The 20539-nt window shown below is 64.9% G+C and carries 25 protein-coding genes; 19 read left to right on the forward strand and 6 right to left on the reverse strand.

Translation table 11 applies throughout. The annotated features are described in order from the left end of the window. Positions 1-1356, reverse strand: coding sequence for a 3-carboxy-cis,cis-muconate cycloisomerase (locus IVA91_RS05240; protein WP_247280729.1), 1356 nt, complete (start codon positions 1354-1356; stop codon positions 1-3). Between the two features lie 169 nt (positions 1357-1525). Between IVA91_RS05240 and IVA91_RS05245 the strand changes: the two genes are divergently transcribed. From IVA91_RS05245 to IVA91_RS05290, 10 genes are all read left to right on the forward strand, one after another. Continuing rightward, positions 1526-1972, forward strand: a complete 447-nt coding sequence (locus IVA91_RS05245) for a carbon monoxide dehydrogenase subunit G (protein ID WP_247280730.1) — start codon at positions 1526-1528, stop codon at positions 1970-1972. Between the two features lie 135 nt (positions 1973-2107). Then, positions 2108-2593 carry a (2Fe-2S)-binding protein gene (locus tag IVA91_RS05250; RefSeq protein ID WP_247280731.1) on the forward strand — a complete coding sequence of 162 codons (486 nt, stop codon included), beginning with the start codon at positions 2108-2110 and terminating at the stop codon, positions 2591-2593. 33 nt (positions 2594-2626) lie between these two features. Then, positions 2627-3433, forward strand: a complete 807-nt coding sequence (locus IVA91_RS05255) for a xanthine dehydrogenase family protein subunit M (protein ID WP_247280732.1) — start codon at positions 2627-2629, stop codon at positions 3431-3433. Positions 3434-3494: 61 nt separating this feature from the next. Then, positions 3495-4418 carry a MoxR family ATPase gene (locus IVA91_RS05260; RefSeq protein WP_247280733.1) on the forward strand — a complete coding sequence of 308 codons (924 nt, stop codon included), beginning with the start codon at positions 3495-3497 and terminating at the stop codon, positions 4416-4418. A 116-nt stretch (positions 4419-4534) separates the two neighbouring features. Beyond that, positions 4535-5737: a VWA domain-containing protein gene (locus IVA91_RS05265; RefSeq protein ID WP_247280734.1), complete on the forward strand. Its 1203-nt coding sequence runs from the start codon at positions 4535-4537 to the stop codon at positions 5735-5737. 10 nt (positions 5738-5747) lie between these two features. Then, on the forward strand, positions 5748-6071 hold the full coding sequence (locus IVA91_RS05270) for an XdhC family protein (RefSeq protein WP_247280735.1): 324 nt from the start codon (positions 5748-5750) through the stop codon (positions 6069-6071). 2 nt (positions 6072-6073) lie between these two features. Then, entirely contained in the window at positions 6074-6775 is a 702-nt protein-coding gene (locus IVA91_RS05275) for an XdhC family protein (protein WP_247280736.1), read from the forward strand. Then, positions 6772-8376, forward strand: coding sequence for a molybdopterin-binding/glycosyltransferase family 2 protein (locus tag IVA91_RS05280; RefSeq protein WP_247280737.1), 1605 nt, complete (start codon positions 6772-6774; stop codon positions 8374-8376). The genes IVA91_RS05275 and IVA91_RS05280 overlap by 4 nt, the downstream gene beginning before the upstream one ends. 110 nt (positions 8377-8486) lie before the next feature. Next, the gene (locus IVA91_RS05285; protein ID WP_247280738.1) at positions 8487-8876 is read left to right on the forward strand and encodes a DUF4189 domain-containing protein; all 390 of its coding nucleotides are present in this window, start codon (positions 8487-8489) and stop codon (positions 8874-8876) included. Positions 8877-8956: 80 nt separating this feature from the next. Then, positions 8957-9367 carry a DUF2000 family protein gene (locus IVA91_RS05290; RefSeq protein WP_247458403.1) on the forward strand — a complete coding sequence of 137 codons (411 nt, stop codon included), beginning with the start codon at positions 8957-8959 and terminating at the stop codon, positions 9365-9367. Positions 9368-9452: 85 nt separating this feature from the next. Here IVA91_RS05290 and IVA91_RS05295 read toward each other — a convergent pair whose 3' ends face one another. Genes IVA91_RS05295 through IVA91_RS05305 form a run of 3 tightly spaced genes read right to left on the reverse strand, consistent with a single transcriptional unit; the run spans position 9453 to position 10684 of the window. Further along, on the reverse strand, positions 9453-9866 hold the full coding sequence (locus IVA91_RS05295; RefSeq protein WP_247280740.1) for a GFA family protein: 414 nt from the start codon (positions 9864-9866) through the stop codon (positions 9453-9455). 12 nt (positions 9867-9878) lie between these two features. After that, positions 9879-10352 (reverse strand): SRPBCC domain-containing protein, encoded by a 474-nt coding sequence (locus IVA91_RS05300; protein ID WP_247458404.1) that lies wholly within the window; start codon positions 10350-10352, stop codon positions 9879-9881. Further along, positions 10349-10684: a metalloregulator ArsR/SmtB family transcription factor gene (locus IVA91_RS05305; RefSeq protein WP_247280742.1), complete on the reverse strand. Its 336-nt coding sequence runs from the start codon at positions 10682-10684 to the stop codon at positions 10349-10351. The genes IVA91_RS05300 and IVA91_RS05305 overlap by 4 nt, the downstream gene beginning before the upstream one ends. A 108-nt stretch (positions 10685-10792) precedes the next feature. Here IVA91_RS05305 and IVA91_RS05310 point away from each other — a divergent pair, with 108 nt between their 5' ends. From IVA91_RS05310 to IVA91_RS05335, 6 genes are all read left to right on the forward strand, one after another. Continuing rightward, positions 10793-11485, forward strand: a complete 693-nt coding sequence (locus IVA91_RS05310) for a TetR/AcrR family transcriptional regulator (protein WP_247280743.1) — start codon at positions 10793-10795, stop codon at positions 11483-11485. Beyond that, on the forward strand, positions 11482-12429 hold the full coding sequence (locus IVA91_RS05315) for an efflux RND transporter periplasmic adaptor subunit (protein WP_247280744.1): 948 nt from the start codon (positions 11482-11484) through the stop codon (positions 12427-12429). The genes IVA91_RS05310 and IVA91_RS05315 overlap by 4 nt, the downstream gene beginning before the upstream one ends. Next, positions 12426-13358 (forward strand): ABC transporter ATP-binding protein, encoded by a 933-nt coding sequence (locus IVA91_RS05320; RefSeq protein ID WP_247280745.1) that lies wholly within the window; start codon positions 12426-12428, stop codon positions 13356-13358. Before IVA91_RS05315 ends, IVA91_RS05320 begins: the two co-directional genes overlap by 4 nt. Positions 13359-13370: 12 nt before the next feature. Continuing rightward, the gene (locus IVA91_RS05325; protein ID WP_247280746.1) at positions 13371-14534 is read left to right on the forward strand and encodes an ABC transporter permease; all 1164 of its coding nucleotides are present in this window, start codon (positions 13371-13373) and stop codon (positions 14532-14534) included. 30 nt (positions 14535-14564) lie between these two features. Then, complete coding sequence (locus IVA91_RS05330; RefSeq protein ID WP_247451544.1) at positions 14565-15872, forward strand: adenylate/guanylate cyclase domain-containing protein; 1308 nt, start codon at positions 14565-14567, stop codon at positions 15870-15872. 158 nt (positions 15873-16030) lie between these two features. Next, positions 16031-16936 carry a PhzF family phenazine biosynthesis protein gene (locus IVA91_RS05335; protein WP_247418795.1) on the forward strand — a complete coding sequence of 302 codons (906 nt, stop codon included), beginning with the start codon at positions 16031-16033 and terminating at the stop codon, positions 16934-16936. A 130-nt stretch (positions 16937-17066) separates the two neighbouring features. Here the strand turns inward: IVA91_RS05335 and IVA91_RS05340 are convergent, their stop codons facing one another. Together IVA91_RS05340 and IVA91_RS05345 are read right to left on the reverse strand one after the other, a co-directional pair. Further along, the gene (locus tag IVA91_RS05340) at positions 17067-17528 is read right to left on the reverse strand and encodes a DUF488 domain-containing protein (RefSeq protein WP_247280749.1); all 462 of its coding nucleotides are present in this window, start codon (positions 17526-17528) and stop codon (positions 17067-17069) included. An 8-nt stretch (positions 17529-17536) separates the two neighbouring features. Beyond that, positions 17537-18373, reverse strand: coding sequence for a DUF72 domain-containing protein (locus IVA91_RS05345; protein ID WP_247280750.1), 837 nt, complete (start codon positions 18371-18373; stop codon positions 17537-17539). Between the two features lie 100 nt (positions 18374-18473). On the opposite strand from IVA91_RS05345, the gene IVA91_RS05350 reads away from it, so the two are divergent. The 3 genes from IVA91_RS05350 to IVA91_RS05360 all read left to right on the forward strand — a co-directional run bounded on the left by IVA91_RS05350 (position 18474) and on the right by IVA91_RS05360 (position 20539). Then, complete coding sequence (locus tag IVA91_RS05350) at positions 18474-18854, forward strand: hypothetical protein (RefSeq protein ID WP_247280751.1); 381 nt, start codon at positions 18474-18476, stop codon at positions 18852-18854. Positions 18855-18942: 88 nt separating this feature from the next. Next, the gene (locus IVA91_RS05355; RefSeq protein ID WP_247280752.1) at positions 18943-19146 is read left to right on the forward strand and encodes a hypothetical protein; all 204 of its coding nucleotides are present in this window, start codon (positions 18943-18945) and stop codon (positions 19144-19146) included. Positions 19147-19405: 259 nt separating this feature from the next. Beyond that, positions 19406-20539: a glycosyltransferase family 2 protein gene (locus IVA91_RS05360; RefSeq protein WP_247280753.1), complete on the forward strand. Its 1134-nt coding sequence runs from the start codon at positions 19406-19408 to the stop codon at positions 20537-20539.

Below are 20539 nucleotides of genomic sequence, written 5' to 3' on the forward strand. Positions count from 1 at the left end.
TTATTCGCGATCGAGGCTGTCGAGCAGCCGGTCGATCAGGGCTTGGGAAGCTCCTTGATAGGCCATCGGCTCGAACAATGCCGCAATTTTTTCCGGCGGCAGATGAGCGGTAACAAGCGAATCAGCCGACAGTACCTCGCGCAGATGCTTCTTCTCGGCGACCGCGCGCTTGCTGGCGGCCTCGACGAGATGATGCGCATCGCTCTTGCCGATCGTCTCTGCCAGCGCAAAGGTGACCGCTTCCGCCATGATCAAGCCGTGCGTCGCATCGAGATTGCTGCGCATGCGCGCGGTGTCGACGTCAAGGCCCTCGGCGATGTCAACGACGGCGGCAAGCGCGCCCGAGGTGACCAGCATCAATTGCGGCAGCGTCGGCCATTCCGCGTGCCAGGGGCCGGCGCTGCGTTCGTGGTCCTGCACTTGCGCGGCAAAAATCGTCGCGGCGAGTTGCGGGGCCATGGTCGCAGCGCCAAGCGCGCTGGCGGCGGCGACTGGGTTGCGCTTGTGCGGCATAGTCGAGGAGCCGCCGCGGCCTTCGCCGGCGGGTTCGAACGCTTCGGCGACGTCGGTCTGCATCAGCAGCGAGACGTCGCGGGCGATCTTGCCGCAACTGCCGGCGAGAATCGCAAGGCAGGACGCCGCCTCCGCGATGCGGTCGCGATGGGTGTGCCAGGGCGCATCCGGCAATGGCAGGTTCAGCTCCTGCGCCAGCCGCTCTGCAACAGCTAGTCCCTTGTCGCCGAGCGCGGCGAGCGTGCCGGCGGCGCCGCCGAATTGCAGCGCGAGACCCTCGCGGGAGAGCCGCCTGAGGCGGCAGCGGCTGCGGGCAAGGCTTGCGGCGTATTCGGCAGCCTTCAGCCCGAACGGCATCGGCAGCGCGTGCTGGAGCCAGGTGCGCGCGACCATCGCGGTGGCGCGATGGGCGCGCGCCAATGCGGCAAGACCCTTGATGGCGCGGCTGAGGTCGGCGTCCAACGCACCGATGCCCGCGCGCAGCGTGAGCATGGTCGCGGTGTCGATGACGTCCTGGCTGGTCGCGCCCCAATGCACGTAACGCGCGGCCTCCGCATCGGCCCTGCCGACATTGGCGGTCAGCGCCTTGACCAGGGGAATCGCGAGATTGCCTGATCGCGTCGCGGCCTCGGCCAGGGCTGCCATATCAAAGGCATCAGCCTTGCAGGCGGACGCGATCGACTCCACCGCGGATGGGGGAATCACACCTGTGGCGGCTTCGGCCCGTGCCAGAGCTGCCTCGAAATCGAGCATGTTCTGGAGGGTCGACCGATCGTCGCAGACCGCGCGCATGGCTGCGCTTGACAGCATCGGCGCGAGCAGGGGGGAGAGGGATGTGCTCATATTGTGCGGGACCTAACCACCATGGCCCGCCTGTGCCAATCCCAAACCATCGGCGCAAGCTTTTTGCAGTTGCGAATATGCATTGCACGTGACCGGGGGCCGCCCTTTCCTTTACGGCCTCCGTGCGTTACTTGAGCAGCATTATAGTTGTGCGATCCGGGAGGCACCCATGGCCATGACGATGAACGGCGAAGTTCAGCTTGCGGCGCCGCGCGAGGCCGTGTGGGACAAGCTCAACGACCCCGAGGTGCTGAAGGCCTGCATCCCCGGCTGCGAGGAGCTGGAGAAGACCGACGACGGCGGCTTTCGCGCAACGGCGAAAATGAAGGTTGGCCCGGTGTCCGCGCGCTTCAAGGGCAAAGTCATGCTCTCCGATCTCGACCCGCCCAACGGCTACAAGATCTCCGGTGAGGGTGAGGGTGGGGTGGCCGGCTTCGCTAAGGGCGGCGCGGCCGTCAGGCTCGCGGAGAAGGACGGCGGCACACTGCTCTCCTACGACGTCGAGGCGCAGATCGGCGGCAAGTTGGCGCAGCTCGGCCAGCGCCTGATCAACGGCGCCGCCAAGAAGCTGGCCGACGAATTTTTCGCGAACTTCGCCAAGGCGGTACAGGGCTAAAGGCTATCGCCTTTGGACATGGCGCCTTGCGTCCGGGGCGATGTTGCTCCCGGGCATAATGGCCCATATGATGGGTCGGAATAATTATAAGAACCGCTTCGATGGGACCCGTCGGGGCGCTGATAGAGAGTGCTTATGGCAAAAATCTCCCTCATCGTGAACGGCAATCCAGTCACGGCCAATGTCGATCCCCGCACCCTCCTGGTGCAGTTCCTGCGCGAGAATCTGCGGCTGACCGGGACCCATGTCGGCTGCGACACCTCGCAGTGCGGCGCCTGCGTCGTGCATCTCGATGGCAAGGCCGTGAAGTCCTGCACCACGCTGGCGGTGATGGCCGATGGCCACGAGGTCAAGACGATCGAGGGGCTCGCCGCGGATGGCGCGCCGTTGCATCCGATGCAGGAGGCCTTCCGCGAGCATCATGGCCTGCAGTGCGGCTTCTGCACGCCCGGCATGATCATGACCGCGATCGACATCGTGCATCGCAAGGGCCATGAGCTCGACGACCACACTATCCGCGAAGAGCTGGAAGGCAATCTCTGCCGCTGCACCGGCTATCAGAACATCGTCGCCTCGATCACCGCCGGTGCGAAGGCGATGGCCAAATCCGATCTCGCGTAGACCGCGCGCGCATTCCGCGATCAGGACACACCCATGTATGAATTCAAATATCATCGCCCCGGCACCGTGCGCCAGGCGGCCAATCTCCTGGTGAAGAACGAAGACGCCAAGGTGATCGCCGGCGGCCACACGCTGATTCCCGTCATGAAGCAGCGCCTCGCCAGCCCGCCGCATCTGGTCGACCTCTCTCACATCGAGGGGCTCGACACGATCGAGATGAAGGGTCGCTCGCTGGTGATCGGAGCCACCGCCAAGCATGCCGAGGTCGCAAGCTCCCCGATCGTCGGCGAGGCGATCCCGGCGCTCGCCAGCCTTGCGGGTGGAATCGGCGATCCCGCCGTGCGTCACAAGGGCACGATCGGCGGCTCGCTCGCCAACAACGATCCGACCGCGGATTATCCGGCCGCCGTCCTCGCGTTAGGGGCGACCATCGTCACCAACAAGCGCCGCCTGAAGGCGGAAGAGTATTTCCAGGGCCTGTTCTCGACCGCGCTTGAAGCCGACGAGATCATCACCAAGGTGATGTTTCCGCTGCCGAAGAAGGCGGCCTATGTCAAATTCCGCAACCAGGCTTCGCGCTACGCGCTGGTCGGCGTGTTCGTGGCGCGGCGTCCGTCGGACGTGCGCGTCGCCGTCACCGGTGCCGGCTCCGAAGGCGTGTTCCGCGTCACCGCGTTCGAGGAGGCCCTGAAGAAGCGCTTCTCGTCGAAGGCGCTTGACGGCATCGTGATGCCGGCCGAAGGCCTCAACAGCGACATCCACGGCAGCGCCGAGTACCGTGCGCATCTCATCGGCGTGCTGACGCGCCGCGCCGTCGATGCCGCCAATGCCAAGGAATGAGCTGACCTCATTCCGCGGCCCAAACTGTCCCCGGTGAGGGCGTAGCGAGACTGGCTTTTTCATGACTTCAGCGGCCAATTCTTCCGGTGCTTTGCCGGCATCGGTCGATGCGATGCTCGAACTCCTGACCTCGTGTGGCTACCTCGCCGAGCGGTCGCTGGCCACGGTGACCTATCTCTCGCTGCGCATGGGCCGGCCGCTGTTCCTGGAAGGCGAGGCCGGCGTCGGCAAGACCGAGATCGCCAAGGTGCTTTCGGCGGCGCTGCGGCGGAAATTGATCCGCCTTCAGTGCTACGAGGGCCTTGACGTCTCCTCCGCGGTCTATGAGTGGAACAGCGCCGCGCAGATGATCGCGATCCGGATGGCGGAAGCGGCCGGCGACACTGATCGCGACCAGCTCTCGAGCGACATCTTCGCGGACCGTTACATGATCAAGCGGCCGCTCCTCCAGGCGCTGGAGCCCGACGTCGCCGGTCCGCCGGTGCTGCTGATCGATGAACTCGACCGCGCCGACGAGGCGTTCGAGGCGTACCTGCTCGAAATCCTCAGCGACTTCCAGGTGACGATCCCCGAATTTGGTACCGTGAGGGCGCCGCACCCGCCGATCGTCATCATCACCTCTAACCGCACCCGCGAGATCCACGACGCGCTGAAGCGGCGCTGTCTCTATCACTGGGTGGATTATCCCGCCGCCGAGCGCGAGCTCGCGATCGTCAAGACGCGCGTGCCCGGCATATCGGCGAAACTTTCGGAGCAGGTCGTGCGCTTCGTCCAGGCGCTGCGCAACCAGGACTTCTACAAGTCGCCGGGTGTCGCCGAGACCATCGATTGGGCCACCGCTTTGTCGGAGCTCGACGCCCGTTCGCTGACCCCGCAAGTGGTCGGCGATACGCTGGGCGCGCTGCTCAAATACCAGGACGACATCACCCGGATGCAGGGCGATGCCTTGCAGAAGGTGCTGAAGGACGCCACGAGCGAGTCGTAGGTCCGTCGTTCCGGGGCGCGACGCAGTCGCGAACCCGGAATCTCGCGCCGCAATCTCTGGATTCCGGGTTCGCCGCTTGAGCGGCACCCCGGAATGACGGAGAGAGGGATTAGACCATGGCTATCAACCATCTTGCCCCGGAGCAGACCGAGCAGTTCGCCGACAACATCGTCGGCTTTGCCCGCGCGCTGCGTGCGGCGGGGATGCCGGTGGGCCCAGGCGCCGTCATCGATGCGATGAGCGCGCTCCAGGTGATCGACATCGGCAGCCGCACCGATGTCTTCGCCACGCTTGAGGCCATCTTCGTCAAGCGCCACGAGCATGCGCTGATCTTCAAGCAGGCTTTCAACCTGTTCTTCCGCGCCTCTGAAGAGTGGAAGCATATGCTGGATTCGGTGCCGCTGCCGGAGCAGGCCAGGAAGAAGCCGCAGGCAGGCTCCCGCCGCGTGCAGGAGGCGATGTCGCAGCCGCGCATGACGGAGACGCCGCAGCACCAGGAGCAGGATCTGCGCCTGTCGGTCTCCGACAAGGAGATCCTCCAGAAGAAGGACTTTGCGCAGATGAGCGCGGCCGAGATCGCCGAGGCGCTTCGCGCCGTCGAGCGGATGCGGCTGCCGCAAGCCGAGCTCCTGACGCGCCGGCGCCGGCCCGATCCACGCGGGCTACGCCTCGACCTGCGCCGCACGCTCCGAGCATCTTTACGCACTGGCGGCGACATCATCGACATCCATCGCCTTGGACGGATCGAGAAGCCCGCGCCGATCGTTGCGCTGCTCGATATCTCGGGCTCGATGAACGAATACACCCGCCTATTCCTGCATTTCCTCCATGCCATCACCGATGCGCGCAAGCGCGTCTCGGTGTTCCTGTTCGGCACCCGGCTGACCAACGTCACCCGCGCGCTGCGCCAGCGCGACCCTGATGAGGCGCTGGCGAGCTGCTCGGCGTCGGTCGAGGATTGGGCCGGTGGCACGCGGATCTCTGCCTCGCTGCACAACTTCAACAAATTGTGGGCGCGGCGCGTGCTGAGCCAGGGTGCCATTGTGCTGCTCATCTCCGACGGGCTGGAGCGAGAGGCCGATTCCAAGCTGGCCTTCGAGATGGACCGGCTGCACCGATCCTGCCGGCGGCTGATCTGGCTGAACCCGCTGCTCCGGTTCGGCGGTTTCGAGGCCAAGGCGCAGGGCATCAAAATGATGCTCCCCCACGTTGACGAATTCCGCCCGGTACATAATTTGAGTTCGATCCAGGAGCTGATCACCACGCTCTCCCAGCCGCTGCCGCCGCATCACCGCAGCCTGATCCGCTCCGCAGCTTGAGAGGCCACCCATGCTCGATCGCGACGAGGATATTATGAAGGCGGCGGAGGACTGGCAGAAGGCGGGCCGTGGGGTTGCGCTCGCCACCGTCGTGGAGACCTGGGGCTCGGCGCCGCGTCCGGCGGGCTCGAGTCTCGTCATCAATGACGAGGGCACGTTCTTGGGCTCCGTCTCCGGCGGCTGCGTCGAGGGCGCCGTGGTCACCGAAGCCATGGACGTGATCGAGAGTGGCAAGCCCAAGATGCTGGAGTTTGGCGTGGCCGACGAGACCGCCTGGAATGTCGGGCTGTCCTGCGGCGGCACCATCCGCGTCTTCGTCGAGAAGGTCGGCTAGCCGTGAAGCTCGCGATCCTGCACGAACTCAACGCCGAGCGCGCCGCGCGCCGGCCGGTCATTCTGGTGACGGACACCGAAAGCGGCGAGCAGCGCCTGGTGAAGGCGAAGGACTTTGCCAAAGATCCGCTGCGCGCAGAGCTGGAAAAGCAGCTTCGCGCCGGCAAGAGCGCCAATGTCGAGGCCGGCGGCAAGAAGCTGTTCCTCAACGTCTATGCGCCGACTGCCAAGCTCGTCATCATCGGCGCGGTGCATATCAGCCAGGCCTTGGCGCCGCTGGCGCGCTCGCTCGGCTACGACGTCACTGTGATCGATCCACGCACGGCGTTTGCAAGCCCTGAGCGCTTCCCCGATATTCCGCTGATCGCCGAATGGCCCGACACTGCGCTGCCGCCGCTCAATGTCGATGCCTACACCGCCTTCGTCGCGGTAACGCACGATCCCAAGATCGACGATCCCGCGCTGCTGCACGCCTTCGAGCGCAATTGCTTCTACATCGGTGCGCTCGGCTCGCGCAAGACGCACGCCAAGCGGGGCGACCGGCTGCGGGCGCAGGGCGCGAAAGAAAGCGACATCGCGCGCATCCATGCGCCCATTGGCCTTGCGATCGGCGCGGTCTCGCCGGCCGAGATCGCGGTGGCGATCATGGCCGAGATCACGGCGGTGCTGCGCCTGCCTCCGAAAGAAAGAGAAGAAGCGGCATGAAGTTCGGCCCGGCGAGTCCGAGGGATGCGATCGGCGGGGTGACCGTCCACACCCTGCGCCAGGGACCGCTGGTGCTCAAGAAAGGCACGACGATCGGCCCCACCGAGGTCGAGACGCTGGAGCGCGCCGGCATCAAGCAGATTGTCGTGGTACGCATGGAGGCGGGCGACGTCTCCGAGGACGTTGCGGCCGCCAGCATCGCGCTTGCCGTCGGCGGCGAGGGCATCCATGTCGAGCGCGCCTTCACCGGCCGCGCCAATTTGTTCGCCGCGCGGGCGGGCGTGCTGGTGATCGACCGCGCCGCAGTCGACCGCATCAACAATGTCGACGAGGCCATCACCTTTGCCACGCTGCAGGCGTTCAAGCCGGTGGTCGAGGGCGAGATGGTCGGCACCGTCAAGATAATCCCGTTTGGCATCGGGGAGAGTTTGCGCGATGCCGCGGTGAAGGCCGCCGGCAAGGACGTTCTCAGAATCGCCCCTTACGTCGTCAAGCGCGTCGGCGTGGTCTCAACGCTGCTGCCGGGCCTGTCTTCCAAGGTGATCGACAAGACGCTGCGCGTCACTGCCGAGCGCCTTGCACCGGCCGGCGCCGGCATCGTCGCCGAGCGGCGGGTCCCGCATGAGGAGCAGGCGCTGTCGGCGGCGATCAAGGAGTTGCTCGAGCTGGGGGCTGAGCTCGTGATCGTGTTCGGCGCGTCCGCGATCGCTGATCGCCGCGACGTGATTCCGGCAGCCGTCACCGGCATCGGTGGTGAGATCGAGCATTTCGGCATGCCGGTCGATCCCGGCAATCTGCTGCTGATCGCCCGCGCTGGCGACGTCCCGGTGCTGGGCGCGCCCGGCTGCGCGCGCTCGCCGGTCGAGAACGGTTTTGACTGGGTGCTGATGCGGCTGCTCGCCGGCATCAAGGTGACGCGGTCCGAGCTGATGGGCATGGGCGTCGGCGGCCTCCTGATGGAGATCGTGACGCGGCCGCAGCCGCGCGCAAAACCCGAGACCGAGGGCAACAGTCAGGTCGCCGCCATCGTGCTGGCGGCGGGCCGCTCCACCCGGATGGGCGGACCGAACAAGCTGCTCGCGGAGTTCGAAGGCAAGAAGCTGGTGCGGATCGCCACCGAGCGGGCACTGGCCTCCCGGGCATCCGAGGTGATCGTCGTCACCGGCCACCAGGCCGAGCTGGTCGAGCAGGCGCTGCAAGGCCTGAAGGTCAAATTCGTCCGTAACCCGGATTTCGCCGGCGGCATCGCGAGCTCGGTCAAGGCCGGTATCGCGGCCGTGCCCGAGACCTGCGATGGCGCCGTGGTTTGTCTCGGCGACATGCCGCTGATCGACGCCGGCCTGATCGACCGCCTCATCTACGGCTTTGCGCCGGACCGCGGCAACCTCATTGTCGTGCCCGTCAGCGAGGGCCGCCGCGGCAACCCGGTGCTATGGTCGCGTCGCTTCTTTAAGGAGTTGATGACGCTCGACGGCGACGTTGGCGCGCGACACTTGATCGCCAAGCACACCGAAGCGGTGGCCGAAGTGCCCGTCGACGGCGAGAGCGCCTTCCTCGACATCGACACCCCGCAGGCACTGGAAGCGGCACGGCGCGGATGACAGTGTCGTAGCAACCCTCGCAAGTCGCCCATTTCAACCGCCCGTTCACCATCTGGAAACGACCGCCGCTTAGAGTCGCCTTCGCCTGCCTTGGGGGGAGGGGTTTTTCCATGGCTTCGAACGTCGTCGCGCGCCGTTGCGCGATGTTTTTCTTTGCTCTCTCGGTTTGTGTCTCCGGCGCCCGTCACATCACAGAAGCTCACGCCGCCGGTGCCATTGCGGTTGGCAAGTGCGGCGCCTATGGCCAAGCCTATGATTACGGCGCCGAGCACGAGGCCCGCGCCGTGGCACAGAAGCAGTGCAAGGGTGATTGCACCACCGTCACGATGAAGCGCGCCTGTGCTGCGATGTCGGTCGATCTCGTCAACCCGTGCGGCGCCTATGGCTATGCCGTCAAACCGAAGATCTCGGCGTCGCTGAATGCGGCGACGCGCGAATGCTACAAATACGGCGGCAAGGAATGCGTGATCCGCGCCTGGGCCTGCGACGCCAAGGGTTGATCCCTCGAGCGCTGAATCTTCTTGCCGTCATTCCGGGGCGATGCGTAGCATCGCGCGTGGAATGACAGTTAGGAATACACATGCAGTTCGACACCAAGATCGCCATCGTGATCCGCACCGATCTTCAGGCCTGGCAGAAGCTCAACATCGTGTCTTTCCTCACCAGCGGCATCGCCGCGGCCTTTCCGGAATGTATCGGCGAAGCCTATGAGGACGCCTCGGGCACGAAATATCACGCGCTGATCGGCCAACCGATCCTGATCTATGGCGCGGATGGTCCGGCATTATCACGCGCGCTCGACCGGGCACTGACACGCAACGTCAAACCGGCGGTCTATACCGAGGACATGTTCAAGACCACGCACGATGCCGCCAATCGCGAGGCGGTGAGGGGCGTGGCGCGCGCCGAGCTCAATCTCGTCGGCATCGCGATGCGTGCCGAGCGCAAGGTGATCGACAAGATCGTCGACGGTCTGAAGTTTCACAGTTGAATTTAGCTGCTGGTGTTTCACCTCTCCCGCTTGCAAGCGCTGGTGTTTCACCTCTCCCGCTTGCAAGCGGGAGAGGGAACGCACCTCACCCCGGCGGCATGCCATCGAACTTTAGCAGGCTGGGGTCGAGGCGGTCCCAGTCATGGCCGCGCGCGGCGAAAGTGACCGCCTGCGGCTTGTAGCGGGCGGGCTCGTCGAGGCTTGCGGCGCGGATCGTGAAGACGTCGGGCTGTGCCGCGAAGGTCATGTACACAGGCACGCCGCATTGCGTGCAGAAACCACGCGTCTTGACGTTGCCGCTGTCGGCGACCATGTCCCAATGCTTAGCCTCGCCGGTCACCGTGACGCCGGCGCGTGCGAACGTCGCGTACGAGCCATGCCCACTGCCGCTTTCCCGCTGGCAGTCGCGGCATTGGCAGTGGTTGCTGAACAGCGGCTTGCCGGCAATCGAATAGCGGATCGCGCCGCAGGCGCAGCCACCGGTATAGGGTTTGTCCATCGCGATATCTCCTCACTTCTCGCCGCTGATCTCGTCGAGCTGTCTGACGACCTTTTTCCAGCCGCCGCTCATCACGTTGTAGGCCGACTCGTTCCTCGGCATGACGAAGCCCGCATGGATCAGGCGGATCCGGGTGCCGGCTTCGACCGGAGCGAGGGACCAGGTCACAACGGTTTCGAGCGGCGCGCCGTAACCGGTGTTGCGCTCATCGCCGCCTTTCCAGGCGTAGACAAGACGCCTGTTGGCCACCACCTCGAGAACCCGGCAATGAATGACGCCGTCCCAGGCGCCGCCCGGGGTGGTCTGGAATGTGAAGGTGTTGCCTTCAACCGGCTCGAAGCCAGTCGGCTTCATCAGCCAACGCCCGATCAACTCGGCACTGGTCAGCGCCTTCCAGATCGTCTCCGGCGCATGAGGGAGCACTTCGTCAACGACGATGTCCCGGACGATATCTTGGGTCTCGGCTTTCAACTCGGCTGCACTCACGGATCGATCTCCTTCAAGAGGTCACGCAGGTTCTGGAAGCGCTCGCGCCAGAACACGCCGTAATGGTCCATCCAGGTGACCAGGGGCTCGAGCCCTTGCGGCGCGGCGCGGTAGTAGACATTGCGGCCCTCGGCGCGCTCGGCGACGAGGCCGGCCTGCTTGAGGGATTTCAGGTGCTGCGAGATCGCGCCCTGGGTCACGCCGCTGCCGCGTGTCAGCTCGGCGACGCTGATTTCCCGGCTGTCGAAGACGCGTTCAAATACGGCGCGGCGGGTCGGATCGGCGAGGGCGCGCATCACGGCCGTTACGGGGTTGGGGGTGGCTTCCATCATGAGAGACGCATTAGCATACACTAATTCATTAGTAAATGCTAATTCGTCGCGTCTAGTGCGATTCCGTCACCTATTGACGATGACTGACTAGTCAGTCATGAATTATGCATGACGAAGAAGCCAGCCAGAACGATCGCATCCGCGGCTCAAGCCGCAAGCCAGGCACCCGAAGCCGGCGCTGAGGCCGAGGCCCGCGTTTCAAATCGGGCCGCCCGCGCGGCGGAGCGGCGCGCCGCGATCGTGGAGGCGGCGATGGACGAGTTCATCGCGCGCGGCTTTGCCGCGACCCGGCTCGACGAAATCGCCAAACGAGCCGGCGTCGCCAAAGGCACGATCTACCTGCACTTTAAGGACAAGGAATCGATGTTCGAGGAGCTGGTGCGCACCGTGATCGTGCCGGTGGTCACGCGCCTTACGACGCTGCCGCCGCCGACCGGAACGGTCCGCGACCTTGTCGAGACCTTCGCCAGCAACTTTCTGAAGGAGGTCATCGGCACCAGGCGCGGCGACCTCGTGCGCCTGATCGTGGCGGAGGGGCCGCGCTTTCCGTCCGTTGCCGATTTCTACTACCGCGAGGTCGTCTCGCGCGGAATCGCGGGCATGCGCGCGCTGATCGAGCTCGGCATCGCCCGTGGCGAGATCCGCGAGAAAAATCTCGCGCGGTTTCCCCAGATCCTGGTTGCGCCCGCGATGATCGCGGTGATTTGGCAGAGCTTGTTCGCACGGCACGCGCCGCTCGACGCGCAGGAGATGCTGCGCGTCCATCTCGATTTGATTTTTGGCGAACGGAGGACGACATGAGGTCGTCGCAAATCATGTCTGACCTCATCCTGAGGAGCGCGGAACGCGCGTCTCGAAGGATGCAGGCCCGGCTGTGGCTCCTCGCCCTTCGAGAGGCCGCGGAGCCTGTCATCGGGCCGCGCTCCGCGCGGACCCGTTGGCGGCTCCTCAGGGTCAGGGGGCGACAGCTGTCGCGCCTTTGCTCGATCGTGGTTCTGGCGATCGTAACCTCGCTTGGCGGCTGCAAGGAGAAGCGCGATCCCGGCTTCCAGGGCTGGGTCGAGGCCGACATGATCTTCGTCAGCCCGGACGAAGCCGGCCGGGTGACCAAGCTCAATGTCCGCGAGGGCGACGAGGTCAAGGTAGGCGATCACCTCTATTCCGTCGATGACGACCTCCAGCTTGCCGATCTCAACCAGCAGAAGGCGACGCTGGCGAATGCGCAGCAGACCTATGACCGGGCGGCCTCGCTGAGCAAGACCGGCTCCGGCACGCAGGCCAATCTCGATTCTGCTGTTTCGGCTTTACGGGTGGCGCAAGCGCGGGTGGCGACGTCGGAGACGCGGCTAGCGCGTCGCAAGGGCTTTGCGCCGGTCGCAGGCACCATCCAGCAGATCTATTTCCGCGAGGGCGAGATGGTGGCGGCGCAGCGGCCGGTGCTCTCGATCATGCCGCCCGGCAACATGAAGCTGCGCTTCTTCGTGCCGGAGACCGAGCTGCCGAAGCTCGCCATCGGGGACACAGTGCGCATCGCCTGCGACAATTGCGCGGCCGATCTCACCGCAAAGATCTATTTCATCGCGACCTCGGCCGAATACACCCCGCCCGTCATCTACAGTCTCGATGAGCGGAACAAGCTGGTCTATCTGATCCAGGCGCGGCCCTCGCGCCCCGACGCCTTGCGCGTCGGACAGCCGATCAACGTCTATCTCGATCCGAAGACACCGGTGGCGGATAGGCGATGAGCGGCGGCAACGGCATCGCGATCGACGTCAAGGGCCTGACCAAGTCGTTCGGGGGCCGCGAGGTCGTGCACGATCTGTCGATGCAGGTGAGGCGCGGCTCGATCTACGGCTTCCTCGGGCCGAACGGCTCGGGCAAGACCACCACCATTCGCATCCTCTGCGGCCTGCTCACGCCCGACAGCGGCGAGGGCACCTGCCTCGGCTACGACATCCGCCGCGATGCCGAAAAGATCAAGCGCCAGGTCGGCTACATGACCCAGCGCTTCAGCCTGTATCAGGATCTCTCGGTGCGCGAGAACCTCGAATTTGTCGCGCGCCTCTATGGCCTCACTGACGCGCGCGGCGCTGCGCGCGACATGATCAAGCGGCTCGGACTGTCGGGCCGCGAGGAGCAGCTGGCCGGCGAGCTCTCCGGCGGCTGGAAGCAGCGCCTGGCATTAGGTGCCTGCACGCTGCCCAATCCGCAACTCCTGCTGCTCGACGAGCCGACCGCCGGCGTTGATCCCAAGGCGCGGCGCGACTTCTGGAACGAGATCCACGCGCTCGCCGCCGACGGCCTCACCGTGCTGGTCTCGACCCATTACATGGACGAGGCCGAGCGCTGTCACGAGATCGCCTATATCGCTTATGGTCATCTCCTGACGCATGGCACGGTGGAGCAGGTGATCGCCAAATCCGCGCTCACCACCTACACGGTCACGGGCGAAGACCTCAATGAGATCGCGGCCGCGCTCACGGGCAAGCCCGGCATCGATATGGTGGCGCCGTTCGGCACCTCGCTGCACGTTTCGGGGCGCGACGTCGCTGCGCTCGAGGCCAGCATCGGGCCGTGGCGCGAGAGAAGCGGCCTGCACTGGCAGAAATCGTCGCCATCGCTCGAAGACGTGTTCATCGAGCTGATGAGCCGCTCAAAGGACAATTTCCAGTAAGGACAATTTCCCATGAGCGCTGTCGATCATCCCGCGCCGGCCCACGAAATCCGGGAGCGCTTCGGCTTCTGGAAACGCTCCTATGCGATGCTGGTCAAGGAGTTCATCCAGCTGAGGCGCGACCGCGTCTCGTTCGCCATGATCGTGATGCTGCCGGTGATGCAGCTCATGCTGTTCGGCTATGCCATCAACACCACACCGCGTAACCTGCCAAGCGCGGTGCTGCTCCAGGAGGACTCCGATCTCGCCCGCTCGATCCTGAAGGCGCTGGAGAACACCGCCTATTTCCGCTTCCTCTATGAAGTGCACGATGTCGATGATTTCGACAATCTGCTGAAATCCGGCAAGGTGCTGTTCGGCGTCGAGATCCCGCGCGGCTTCGAGCGGGCGGTGCGGCGCGGCGACAGGCCGGCGCTGCTGGTCGCGGCCGACGCCACCGATCCGGTTGCGGCAAGCTCGGCGATCGGTTCGCTCGGCATGGTGGTGCAGACCGCGCTCAAGCACGATCTCTACATCGGCGATCCCCCGGAGATGCCGTTCGAGATCCGCGCCCATGCCCGCTACAATCCGGCCGCGGCCTCCAGCCTCAACATCGTGCCGGGCCTCGTCGGCACCATCCTCACCATGACCATGCTGATCTTCACCGCGCTGTCGGTCACGCGCGAGGTCGAGCGCGGCACCATGGAGAGCCTGTTGTCGATGCCGATCAAGCCGGTCGAGGTGATGTTCGGCAAGATCGTGCCTTACGTCCTGGTCGGCTTCCTCCAGGCCTTCCTCATCATTGGCATTGGTGTCGGCCTGTTCGGCGTGCCCCTGCTTGGCAATCTGTTCCTCCTGGCGCTGCTCTCGACGCTGTTCATCACCACGAATCTGTCGATCGGCTACACGATCTCCACGCTGGTGCAGAACCAACTTCAGGCCATGCAGATGTCGATGATGTTCTTTCTGCCGAGCATCCTGCTCTCCGGCTTCATGTTCCCGTTCGCGGGGATGCCGGCCTGGGCGCAATATCTCGGCGAGGGCCTGCCGCTGACCCATTATCTGCGTATCGTCCGCGCCATCATGCTGAAGGGCGCGACCATGCAGAACCTGCGCTTCGACACGCTGGCGCTGGCGGCCCTGATGCTGCTTGCCATGACCATCGCAGTGACGCGCTTCCGCCGCACGCTGGATTGAGGCAAGATGCCCCCGGAATCGAGGGGCGGAATGGCGAAATTTGCGAGCAGGAAGACGCGGCAGCATGCCGTGCTATCGGACGATTTCGAGCGTGAGCTGACGCGGGAGGTGCTGCGCACCGAACTGTTGCGGGTGCGCGCGCTGATCATGACGGGCTGCGTCATGGTGTTGTTCCTCACCGCGATCTATCTGATCGAGCCCGCTGTCGTGAACCGGGTCTGGCGCGGAACGGAAGGGCTGATCGAGGTCTATGGCCTTCTGGTCGGTTTCATCCTGTTCGAAGTCTGGGTCCACACCCAGATCAGGAAGAACCTCCGCCTCGATCGCGACCTGCCGGTGATCAGGCGCTATATCGGCACGCTGATCGAGACCTCGCTGCCCACGGTGATTCTCATCCTGCAAATCCGGACCATGGGCGCGAGCCAGGCGCTCGGCTTCGCCGTGCCGCTGATGTACTTCATTTTTGTCATCCTCTCGACCCTGCGGCTCGATTTCTGGCTCTCCACCTTCACGGGTTTCGTGGCCGCCGCCGGACTTCTGGCCGTCGCGCTGTATTACAATTCGGCGAGCGAAGCCGGCGAGCCCCAGATCTATTTTCACGCGGTGCGCAGCATTGTCATCCTGATCTGCGGCGTGCTCGCCGGCGCCGTCGGCGCGCAGCTGCGGCGGCAATTTGCCGCGAGCATCGCGGCGGCGACCGCGCGCGACCGGGTGACCAATCTGTTCGGCCAACACGTCTCGCCGCAGGTGGTGGAGCGGCTGATGGCGGCGGGAACGAGCGCCAGCGGTGATCTCCGCCGCGTCGCGGTGATGTTCGTCGATTTCCGCGGCTTCACGGCCGGCGCGCAGTCCCGCACGCCCCAGGAGGTGGTCGACCGGCTCGACGGCGCCTTCGCAATATTGGTCGACATTCTCGATCGCCACGGCGGTATCGTGAACAAGTTTTTGGGTGACGGTTTTCTCGCGCTGTTCGGCGCGCCGCTGGAAGCCTCCGACGCCGCGCATCGCGCTGTCGCCGCAGGCCGCGAGATGCTAACCGCGATGAATCGCATCAACGCGCAAACCAGCTGGCCGCTGCGGATCGGCATCGGCATCCATTTCGGTGAGGTTGTCGCCGGCAATATCGGCTCGCCCCGACGCAAGGAATACACGGTCATCGGCGACACCGTGAACTTCGCCTCGCGGCTGGAGGCGCTGAACAAGGAGTTCGGCTCCCAGCTCCTGATTTCCGCATCCGTCCGCGAAGTGCTGGGCGACGACGGCAGCGACGCCGTGGCGCTGGGCGAGGTCGAGGTGCGCGGCTATGAGCGGCCGGTCGCGGTGTTTCAGCTGGGGTGAGCGCTGTCTGGAACGGGGCGTAGGCAAAGCGCTCACCGTCTCTTCCGCGAATGCTCCGATTGCTCCGAATTTTGGGGCATGACGGGCGATGCTGCCGGCCTGTAGTGTTGCCGAAGACGCGGCCGGTTGCGGCCGCGACTTGCATGGGGAAACGAAAGATGCAGCGCCGCTACATCACCGTCGATGTGTTCACCGACCGCGCCTTTGGCGGCAATCAGCTCGCCGTGGTGCTCGATGCCGGCGGGCTCTCCACTGAGCAGATGCAGGCGATCGCCACCGAATTCAACTACTCCGAGACGACCTTCGTGCTGCCGCCGCGCGACAAGGCGAATGATGCCGAGGTGCGCATCTTCACCCCCGTCAGGGAGATGCCCTTTGCAGGTCATCCGAATGTCGGCACGGCCTTCGTGCTGGCGACGATCGCCAAGGAGCCGAAGCCGCGCCTGCTGTTCGAAGAGAAGGCCGGACTCGTGCCGGTCGACATCCGGCGGGAGCAGGGCCGGGTGGTGAGCACCGAGCTCACCGCGCCGCAGCCGCTGTCCCGGCTGTCGCAATTGCCTGCCCTGGATGCCGCGAGCTGTATTTCGCTCAGCGCGGAGGATATCAAGGTCGACCGTCACGTGCCGCAGGTTGTCGGTGTTGGAACGCCATTTCTGGTGATCGAGCTGCATTCGCGCGATGCGCTCAAGCGGGCGAGATCCGATGCGGCGGCCTTTGGCCGGGTATTTCCGCGCGACGGCGCGGCCTCGGCCTGGTTCTATACGCGCGATGTGCCCGCGGCGGAGGCGCCCTGCGAGCTTCAAGCGCGGATGTTCATGCGCGGTGCCGGCGGTCTCGCCGAGGATCCTGCCACCGGCAGCGCCACGGTCGCGGCCGCCGCGCTGTTCGCCGACCTCGACCCCGCGCGCGACGGCGAATTCAAGCTCACCGTCGGTCAAGGTTTTGACATGGGCCGGCCGAGCCTGCTGCTGACGCGGGTGCGCAAGCAGGACGGCAAGATCCGCTCCGCCCATGTCGGTGGCAGCTGCGTGCAGATGATGGAAGGGACGTTTAAGCTGGGCTGATTTGTCGTTCCGGGGCAGCGCGTTGCGCTGAGCCCGGAAGCCGTCCACCAACTCTGCCGCCCGATGGATTCTCAGGTGCGCAATTGCGCACCGTAGTTCGCGCTGACGCAGGCTCCGGAATGACGAAGCGCTACACCTGCCGCCCCGCCAGATTCGTCACCGCCACGCCATCGCGCTCCTCGATGATCTCCGCAATCATCTGGCGGTGGCAGTGGGTGTGGTCGCGCTCGTAGCAGAGCAGGCACACCGGGCCGGCCTTCTTCACCAGCGCCGAGAGCTCGTCCATCTCTTCCCTCGCCTGCGGCGTCTTCAGGTGCTTTGAATAGATCTTCTCCAGCACGTCGTATTGCCCGCTGCGCGCGGCGAGCCGGCCTTCCTTCGGAGTGCCGAGCGCGGCGAGGTGGACATAGCCGATGCCGCGCTCATCGAGGCCCGCGGACAGCTGCTTCTTGGAAAAGCCCGGCCGGCGCGAGGACGTCACCGCGCGCACGTCGACCACGAGCTTGACGCCGGCCTGCTCCAGCTCGTCGAGAACCGCTTTGGGCGGTGTCTGCTCATAGCCGATGGTGAAGAGTTTTTTCGCCTTCGCCATGGACATCCTCAGCTCACCCGCGCGATCAGTTCCATGGCGCCCTGCGGCGCGCGCACCTTGCCTTCGTGGATGACGTAGGCGAACACGTCGCGCGGCTCCTTCTTCGGCTTGGCTTTGTCAACCTTCGGCAGGTCATCGGGTTCACTGCCCGAAGCCCAGGCCTGAAAGCGCGCGGCCCAGGCATCGAGCTGCTTCGGCGGATAGCAGGTCTTGATCTCGTCATTGCCCTTCTGAAGCCTTGCATAGACGAAGTCGCCGGCGACGTCGGCAATCGCCGGATATTTGCCGTGCTCGGCGAACACCACCGGCGTCTCGAATTCGCGGATCAGCGCAACGAAATCCGGCGTGCAGAAGCTGTCATGGCGCACTTCCACGACATGGCGCAGCGCGCGTCCGTCGAGCTGGCGCGGCAGCAGCTCCAGAAACTTGCCGAAATCGGCGCCGTCGAATTTTTTCGTCGGCGCGAACTGCCAGAGCACCGGCCCGAGATGGTCGCCGAGCTCCAGCACGCCGGAATCGTAGAACCGCTTGATGGAATCGCCCGCCTCGGCGAGCACGCGGCGATTGGTGGCGAAGCGCGGTCCCTTCACCGAGAACACGAAACCCTCGGGCACCTCGCTCGCCCATTTGCGAAAGCTCTCCGGCTTCTGTGAGCCGTAATAGGTGCCGTTGATCTCGATCGAGGTCAGCTTCGAGGCGGCGTACGACAGCTCCTTGGCCTGCGTCAGCTTCTCCGGATAGAACACGCCGCGCCAGGGCTCGAAGGTCCAGCCGCCGATGCCGATGAAGATGTTGCCGGATTTTTTTGACGCGGTTTTTGCTTTGGCCACGGAAGGATCTCGCATCGACGGGGAGGGACCTCATCCTAATCAAACCAGTTGTGATTGGCCAGTTGGCCGGTCCTGTCTAAGCTCGCGCCTGGACCCGCGAAAAAAGGAGAACAAGATGCGGATGCTGTTGCTGGGAGCCGCGCTCGTCATGATGACATCTGCTGCCATGACATGTTCTGCTTTGGCGGATGACGACGACACCAAAAGCGCACAGAAACTCGCCCAGCAGGGCCGCGACGATTACTGGCATTGCCTGGCGCGGGAATATTCCCGCGACTCTAATCAGGGCCTGTCGGAACAGGATTTTGGCCGTTCGGTCGCGGGCGCCTGTCCATCGGAGCGGCAATATTATCGCGTGGTGCTGCTCGATTATCTCACCACGCATTACCCCAACATCGATGCCGGCGCCCATCTCGATACCGCAAACAGGGCGGTGGAGTCGGCGCAGAAGGACATTGTGATGGCCTACGTCAAGCACCGGCCGCCGCAGAAATAGCTCCATTGAGCTTTGCGGCATGGCGAACCCTTCCGGCTGTGCGGTCATCCATGATATCACTGGGCGCATCTGGAACAGGGATGGGTCCATGTCGTCTGAGTCGGTGGGGGGCATTCTGGGCGCGATCGTCGCGGCGGCCGTGCTTGCGGTCGCCGTCGTATTCGGCCCGATTGGCCAGTACGGCAGGCCGCCCAAGCCGGTAAAAGTCGAGTCAGCCCCTGCCGCGGCACCCGCCGCCCCTGCCGCGCCGGCGCCGCGAGGGCCTGTGATTCGGGAAGTGCCCAACCAATAGGGGGCGGAAAAGTGCCCTGAAGGGGGCCTTGCGGAGCGGCCTCGCCATTCCTATCTAGCTTCTAACGGCGACGTTGAGTGACGTTCTCCGTCGTTGGAACGACCTTGGAATAGCTCAGGCCTGCGCCGGATGTACGCGCGGCCCGCCGTTCCGGGGTCGTTGGCATTTTAGGCCCTCTTTTGGGCCGTTCCCCACACAAACCTCGGCTTGGTAGCGCAAGAACTTGGCAGCGCAAGACACGGCGGATATACGCTCCGTCATGAATGAAGCGATCAGACCGGGCGCCGACAACCTGCCGCAGGCTCAAGAGGGGCCGGAACTGTCGGTGATCGTCCCGACTTTCAACGAGCGCGACAACGTCACGGTGCTGTACCGGCGGCTGGAGGCGACGCTCGCCAGCGTCGCCTGGGAAGTCGTGTTCGTCGACGACAATTCGCCCGACGGCACCTGGGACGTCGTGCGTGCGCTGGCGCAGCGCGACAGCCGTGTGCGCTGTGTCCGCCGCATCGGCCGCCGCGGCCTGTCAGGCGCCTGCATCGAGGGCATCCTCGCCTCGAGCGCACCCTATGTGGCCGTGATCGACGCCGACCTGCAGCATGACGAGACGCAACTGCCGAAGATGCTGTTGCTGCTCGCGAGCGATCAAGCCGACATCGTGGTCGGCAGCCGCTACATCGAGGGCTACAAGAGCGAGGGCTTCAACAAGCAGCGCGCGGGGGCCAGCGCGCTGGCGACCGAGTTCGCCCGGAAGATGCTGCGGGTCGAGATCGCCGATCCCATGAGCGGCTTCTTCATGATCCGCCGCGATCGTTTCGAGCAGCTCGCGCCAAAGCTGTCGGTGCACGGTTTCAAGATCCTGCTCGACCTGGTCGCGACCGCGCATGGCAACTTACGTGCGGTCGAGATTCCCTACACCTTTGGCGCCCGGCAGCACGGCGAGAGCAAGCTCGATTCCATGGTCGCGCTGGACTTCCTTGGCCTCGTGCTGGCCAAGCTGAGCAACGACATCGTCTCGCTGCGCTTTATCTTGTTCGCGATGGTCGGCGGCATCGGCCTCGTGGTGCATCTCGCCACGCTGTTCATCGCGCTTCAGCTGTTCAAGGCGCCGTTCGCGGAGGCGCAGGCCGCCGGCGCCATCGTCGCCATGACCAGCAATTTCATCCTCAACAACTTCCTCACTTATCGCGACCAGCGGCTGAAGGGCTTTGCGCTGCTGCGCGGCTTGATCGCCTTCTACATCGTGTGCAGCGTCGGCCTGCTCGCCAATGTCGGCGTCGCCTTCTCGGTCTACGACCAGGAGCCGATCTGGTGGCTGGCCGGCATGGCCGGTGCATTGATGGGCGTGGTGTGGAACTACGCGATGTCCGGACTGTTCGTCTGGCGCAAGAAATAG

The organism is Bradyrhizobium sp. 153, assembly GCF_023073835.1.
GTDB lineage: Bacteria > Pseudomonadota > Alphaproteobacteria > Rhizobiales > Xanthobacteraceae > Bradyrhizobium.

What these genes read in the sequence shown, in the direction of transcription:
- IVA91_RS05245 (WP_247280730.1), top strand. Translation starts at nt 1,526, where the DNA reads ATGGCCATGACGATGAACGGCGAAGTTCAGCTTGCGGCGCCGCGCGAG.
- IVA91_RS05325 (WP_247280746.1), top strand. Translation starts at nt 13,371, where the DNA reads ATGAGCGCTGTCGATCATCCCGCGCCGGCCCACGAAATCCGGGAGCGC.
- IVA91_RS05320 (WP_247280745.1), top strand. Translation starts at nt 12,426, where the DNA reads ATGAGCGGCGGCAACGGCATCGCGATCGACGTCAAGGGCCTGACCAAG.
- IVA91_RS05250 (WP_247280731.1), top strand. Translation starts at nt 2,108, where the DNA reads ATGGCAAAAATCTCCCTCATCGTGAACGGCAATCCAGTCACGGCCAAT.
- IVA91_RS05255 (WP_247280732.1), top strand. Translation starts at nt 2,627, where the DNA reads ATGTATGAATTCAAATATCATCGCCCCGGCACCGTGCGCCAGGCGGCC.
- IVA91_RS05315 (WP_247280744.1), top strand. Translation starts at nt 11,482, where the DNA reads ATGAGGTCGTCGCAAATCATGTCTGACCTCATCCTGAGGAGCGCGGAA.
- IVA91_RS05335 (WP_247418795.1), top strand. Translation starts at nt 16,031, where the DNA reads ATGCAGCGCCGCTACATCACCGTCGATGTGTTCACCGACCGCGCCTTT.
- IVA91_RS05305 (WP_247280742.1), bottom strand. Translation starts at nt 10,684, where the DNA reads ATGATGGAAGCCACCCCCAACCCCGTAACGGCCGTGATGCGCGCCCTC.
- IVA91_RS05360 (WP_247280753.1), top strand. Translation starts at nt 19,406, where the DNA reads ATGAATGAAGCGATCAGACCGGGCGCCGACAACCTGCCGCAGGCTCAA.
- IVA91_RS05265 (WP_247280734.1), top strand. Translation starts at nt 4,535, where the DNA reads ATGGCTATCAACCATCTTGCCCCGGAGCAGACCGAGCAGTTCGCCGAC.
- IVA91_RS05310 (WP_247280743.1), top strand. Translation starts at nt 10,793, where the DNA reads ATGACGAAGAAGCCAGCCAGAACGATCGCATCCGCGGCTCAAGCCGCA.
- IVA91_RS05290 (WP_247458403.1), top strand. Translation starts at nt 8,957, where the DNA reads ATGCAGTTCGACACCAAGATCGCCATCGTGATCCGCACCGATCTTCAG.
- IVA91_RS05280 (WP_247280737.1), top strand. Translation starts at nt 6,772, where the DNA reads ATGAAGTTCGGCCCGGCGAGTCCGAGGGATGCGATCGGCGGGGTGACC.
- IVA91_RS05355 (WP_247280752.1), top strand. Translation starts at nt 18,943, where the DNA reads ATGTCGTCTGAGTCGGTGGGGGGCATTCTGGGCGCGATCGTCGCGGCG.
- IVA91_RS05285 (WP_247280738.1), top strand. Translation starts at nt 8,487, where the DNA reads ATGGCTTCGAACGTCGTCGCGCGCCGTTGCGCGATGTTTTTCTTTGCT.
- IVA91_RS05350 (WP_247280751.1), top strand. Translation starts at nt 18,474, where the DNA reads ATGCGGATGCTGTTGCTGGGAGCCGCGCTCGTCATGATGACATCTGCT.
- IVA91_RS05260 (WP_247280733.1), top strand. Translation starts at nt 3,495, where the DNA reads ATGACTTCAGCGGCCAATTCTTCCGGTGCTTTGCCGGCATCGGTCGAT.
- IVA91_RS05340 (WP_247280749.1), bottom strand. Translation starts at nt 17,528, where the DNA reads ATGGCGAAGGCGAAAAAACTCTTCACCATCGGCTATGAGCAGACACCG.
- IVA91_RS05240 (WP_247280729.1), bottom strand. Translation starts at nt 1,356, where the DNA reads ATGAGCACATCCCTCTCCCCCCTGCTCGCGCCGATGCTGTCAAGCGCA.
- IVA91_RS05295 (WP_247280740.1), bottom strand. Translation starts at nt 9,866, where the DNA reads ATGGACAAACCCTATACCGGTGGCTGCGCCTGCGGCGCGATCCGCTAT.
- IVA91_RS05330 (WP_247451544.1), top strand. Translation starts at nt 14,565, where the DNA reads ATGGCGAAATTTGCGAGCAGGAAGACGCGGCAGCATGCCGTGCTATCG.
- IVA91_RS05270 (WP_247280735.1), top strand. Translation starts at nt 5,748, where the DNA reads ATGCTCGATCGCGACGAGGATATTATGAAGGCGGCGGAGGACTGGCAG.
- IVA91_RS05345 (WP_247280750.1), bottom strand. Translation starts at nt 18,373, where the DNA reads ATGCGAGATCCTTCCGTGGCCAAAGCAAAAACCGCGTCAAAAAAATCC.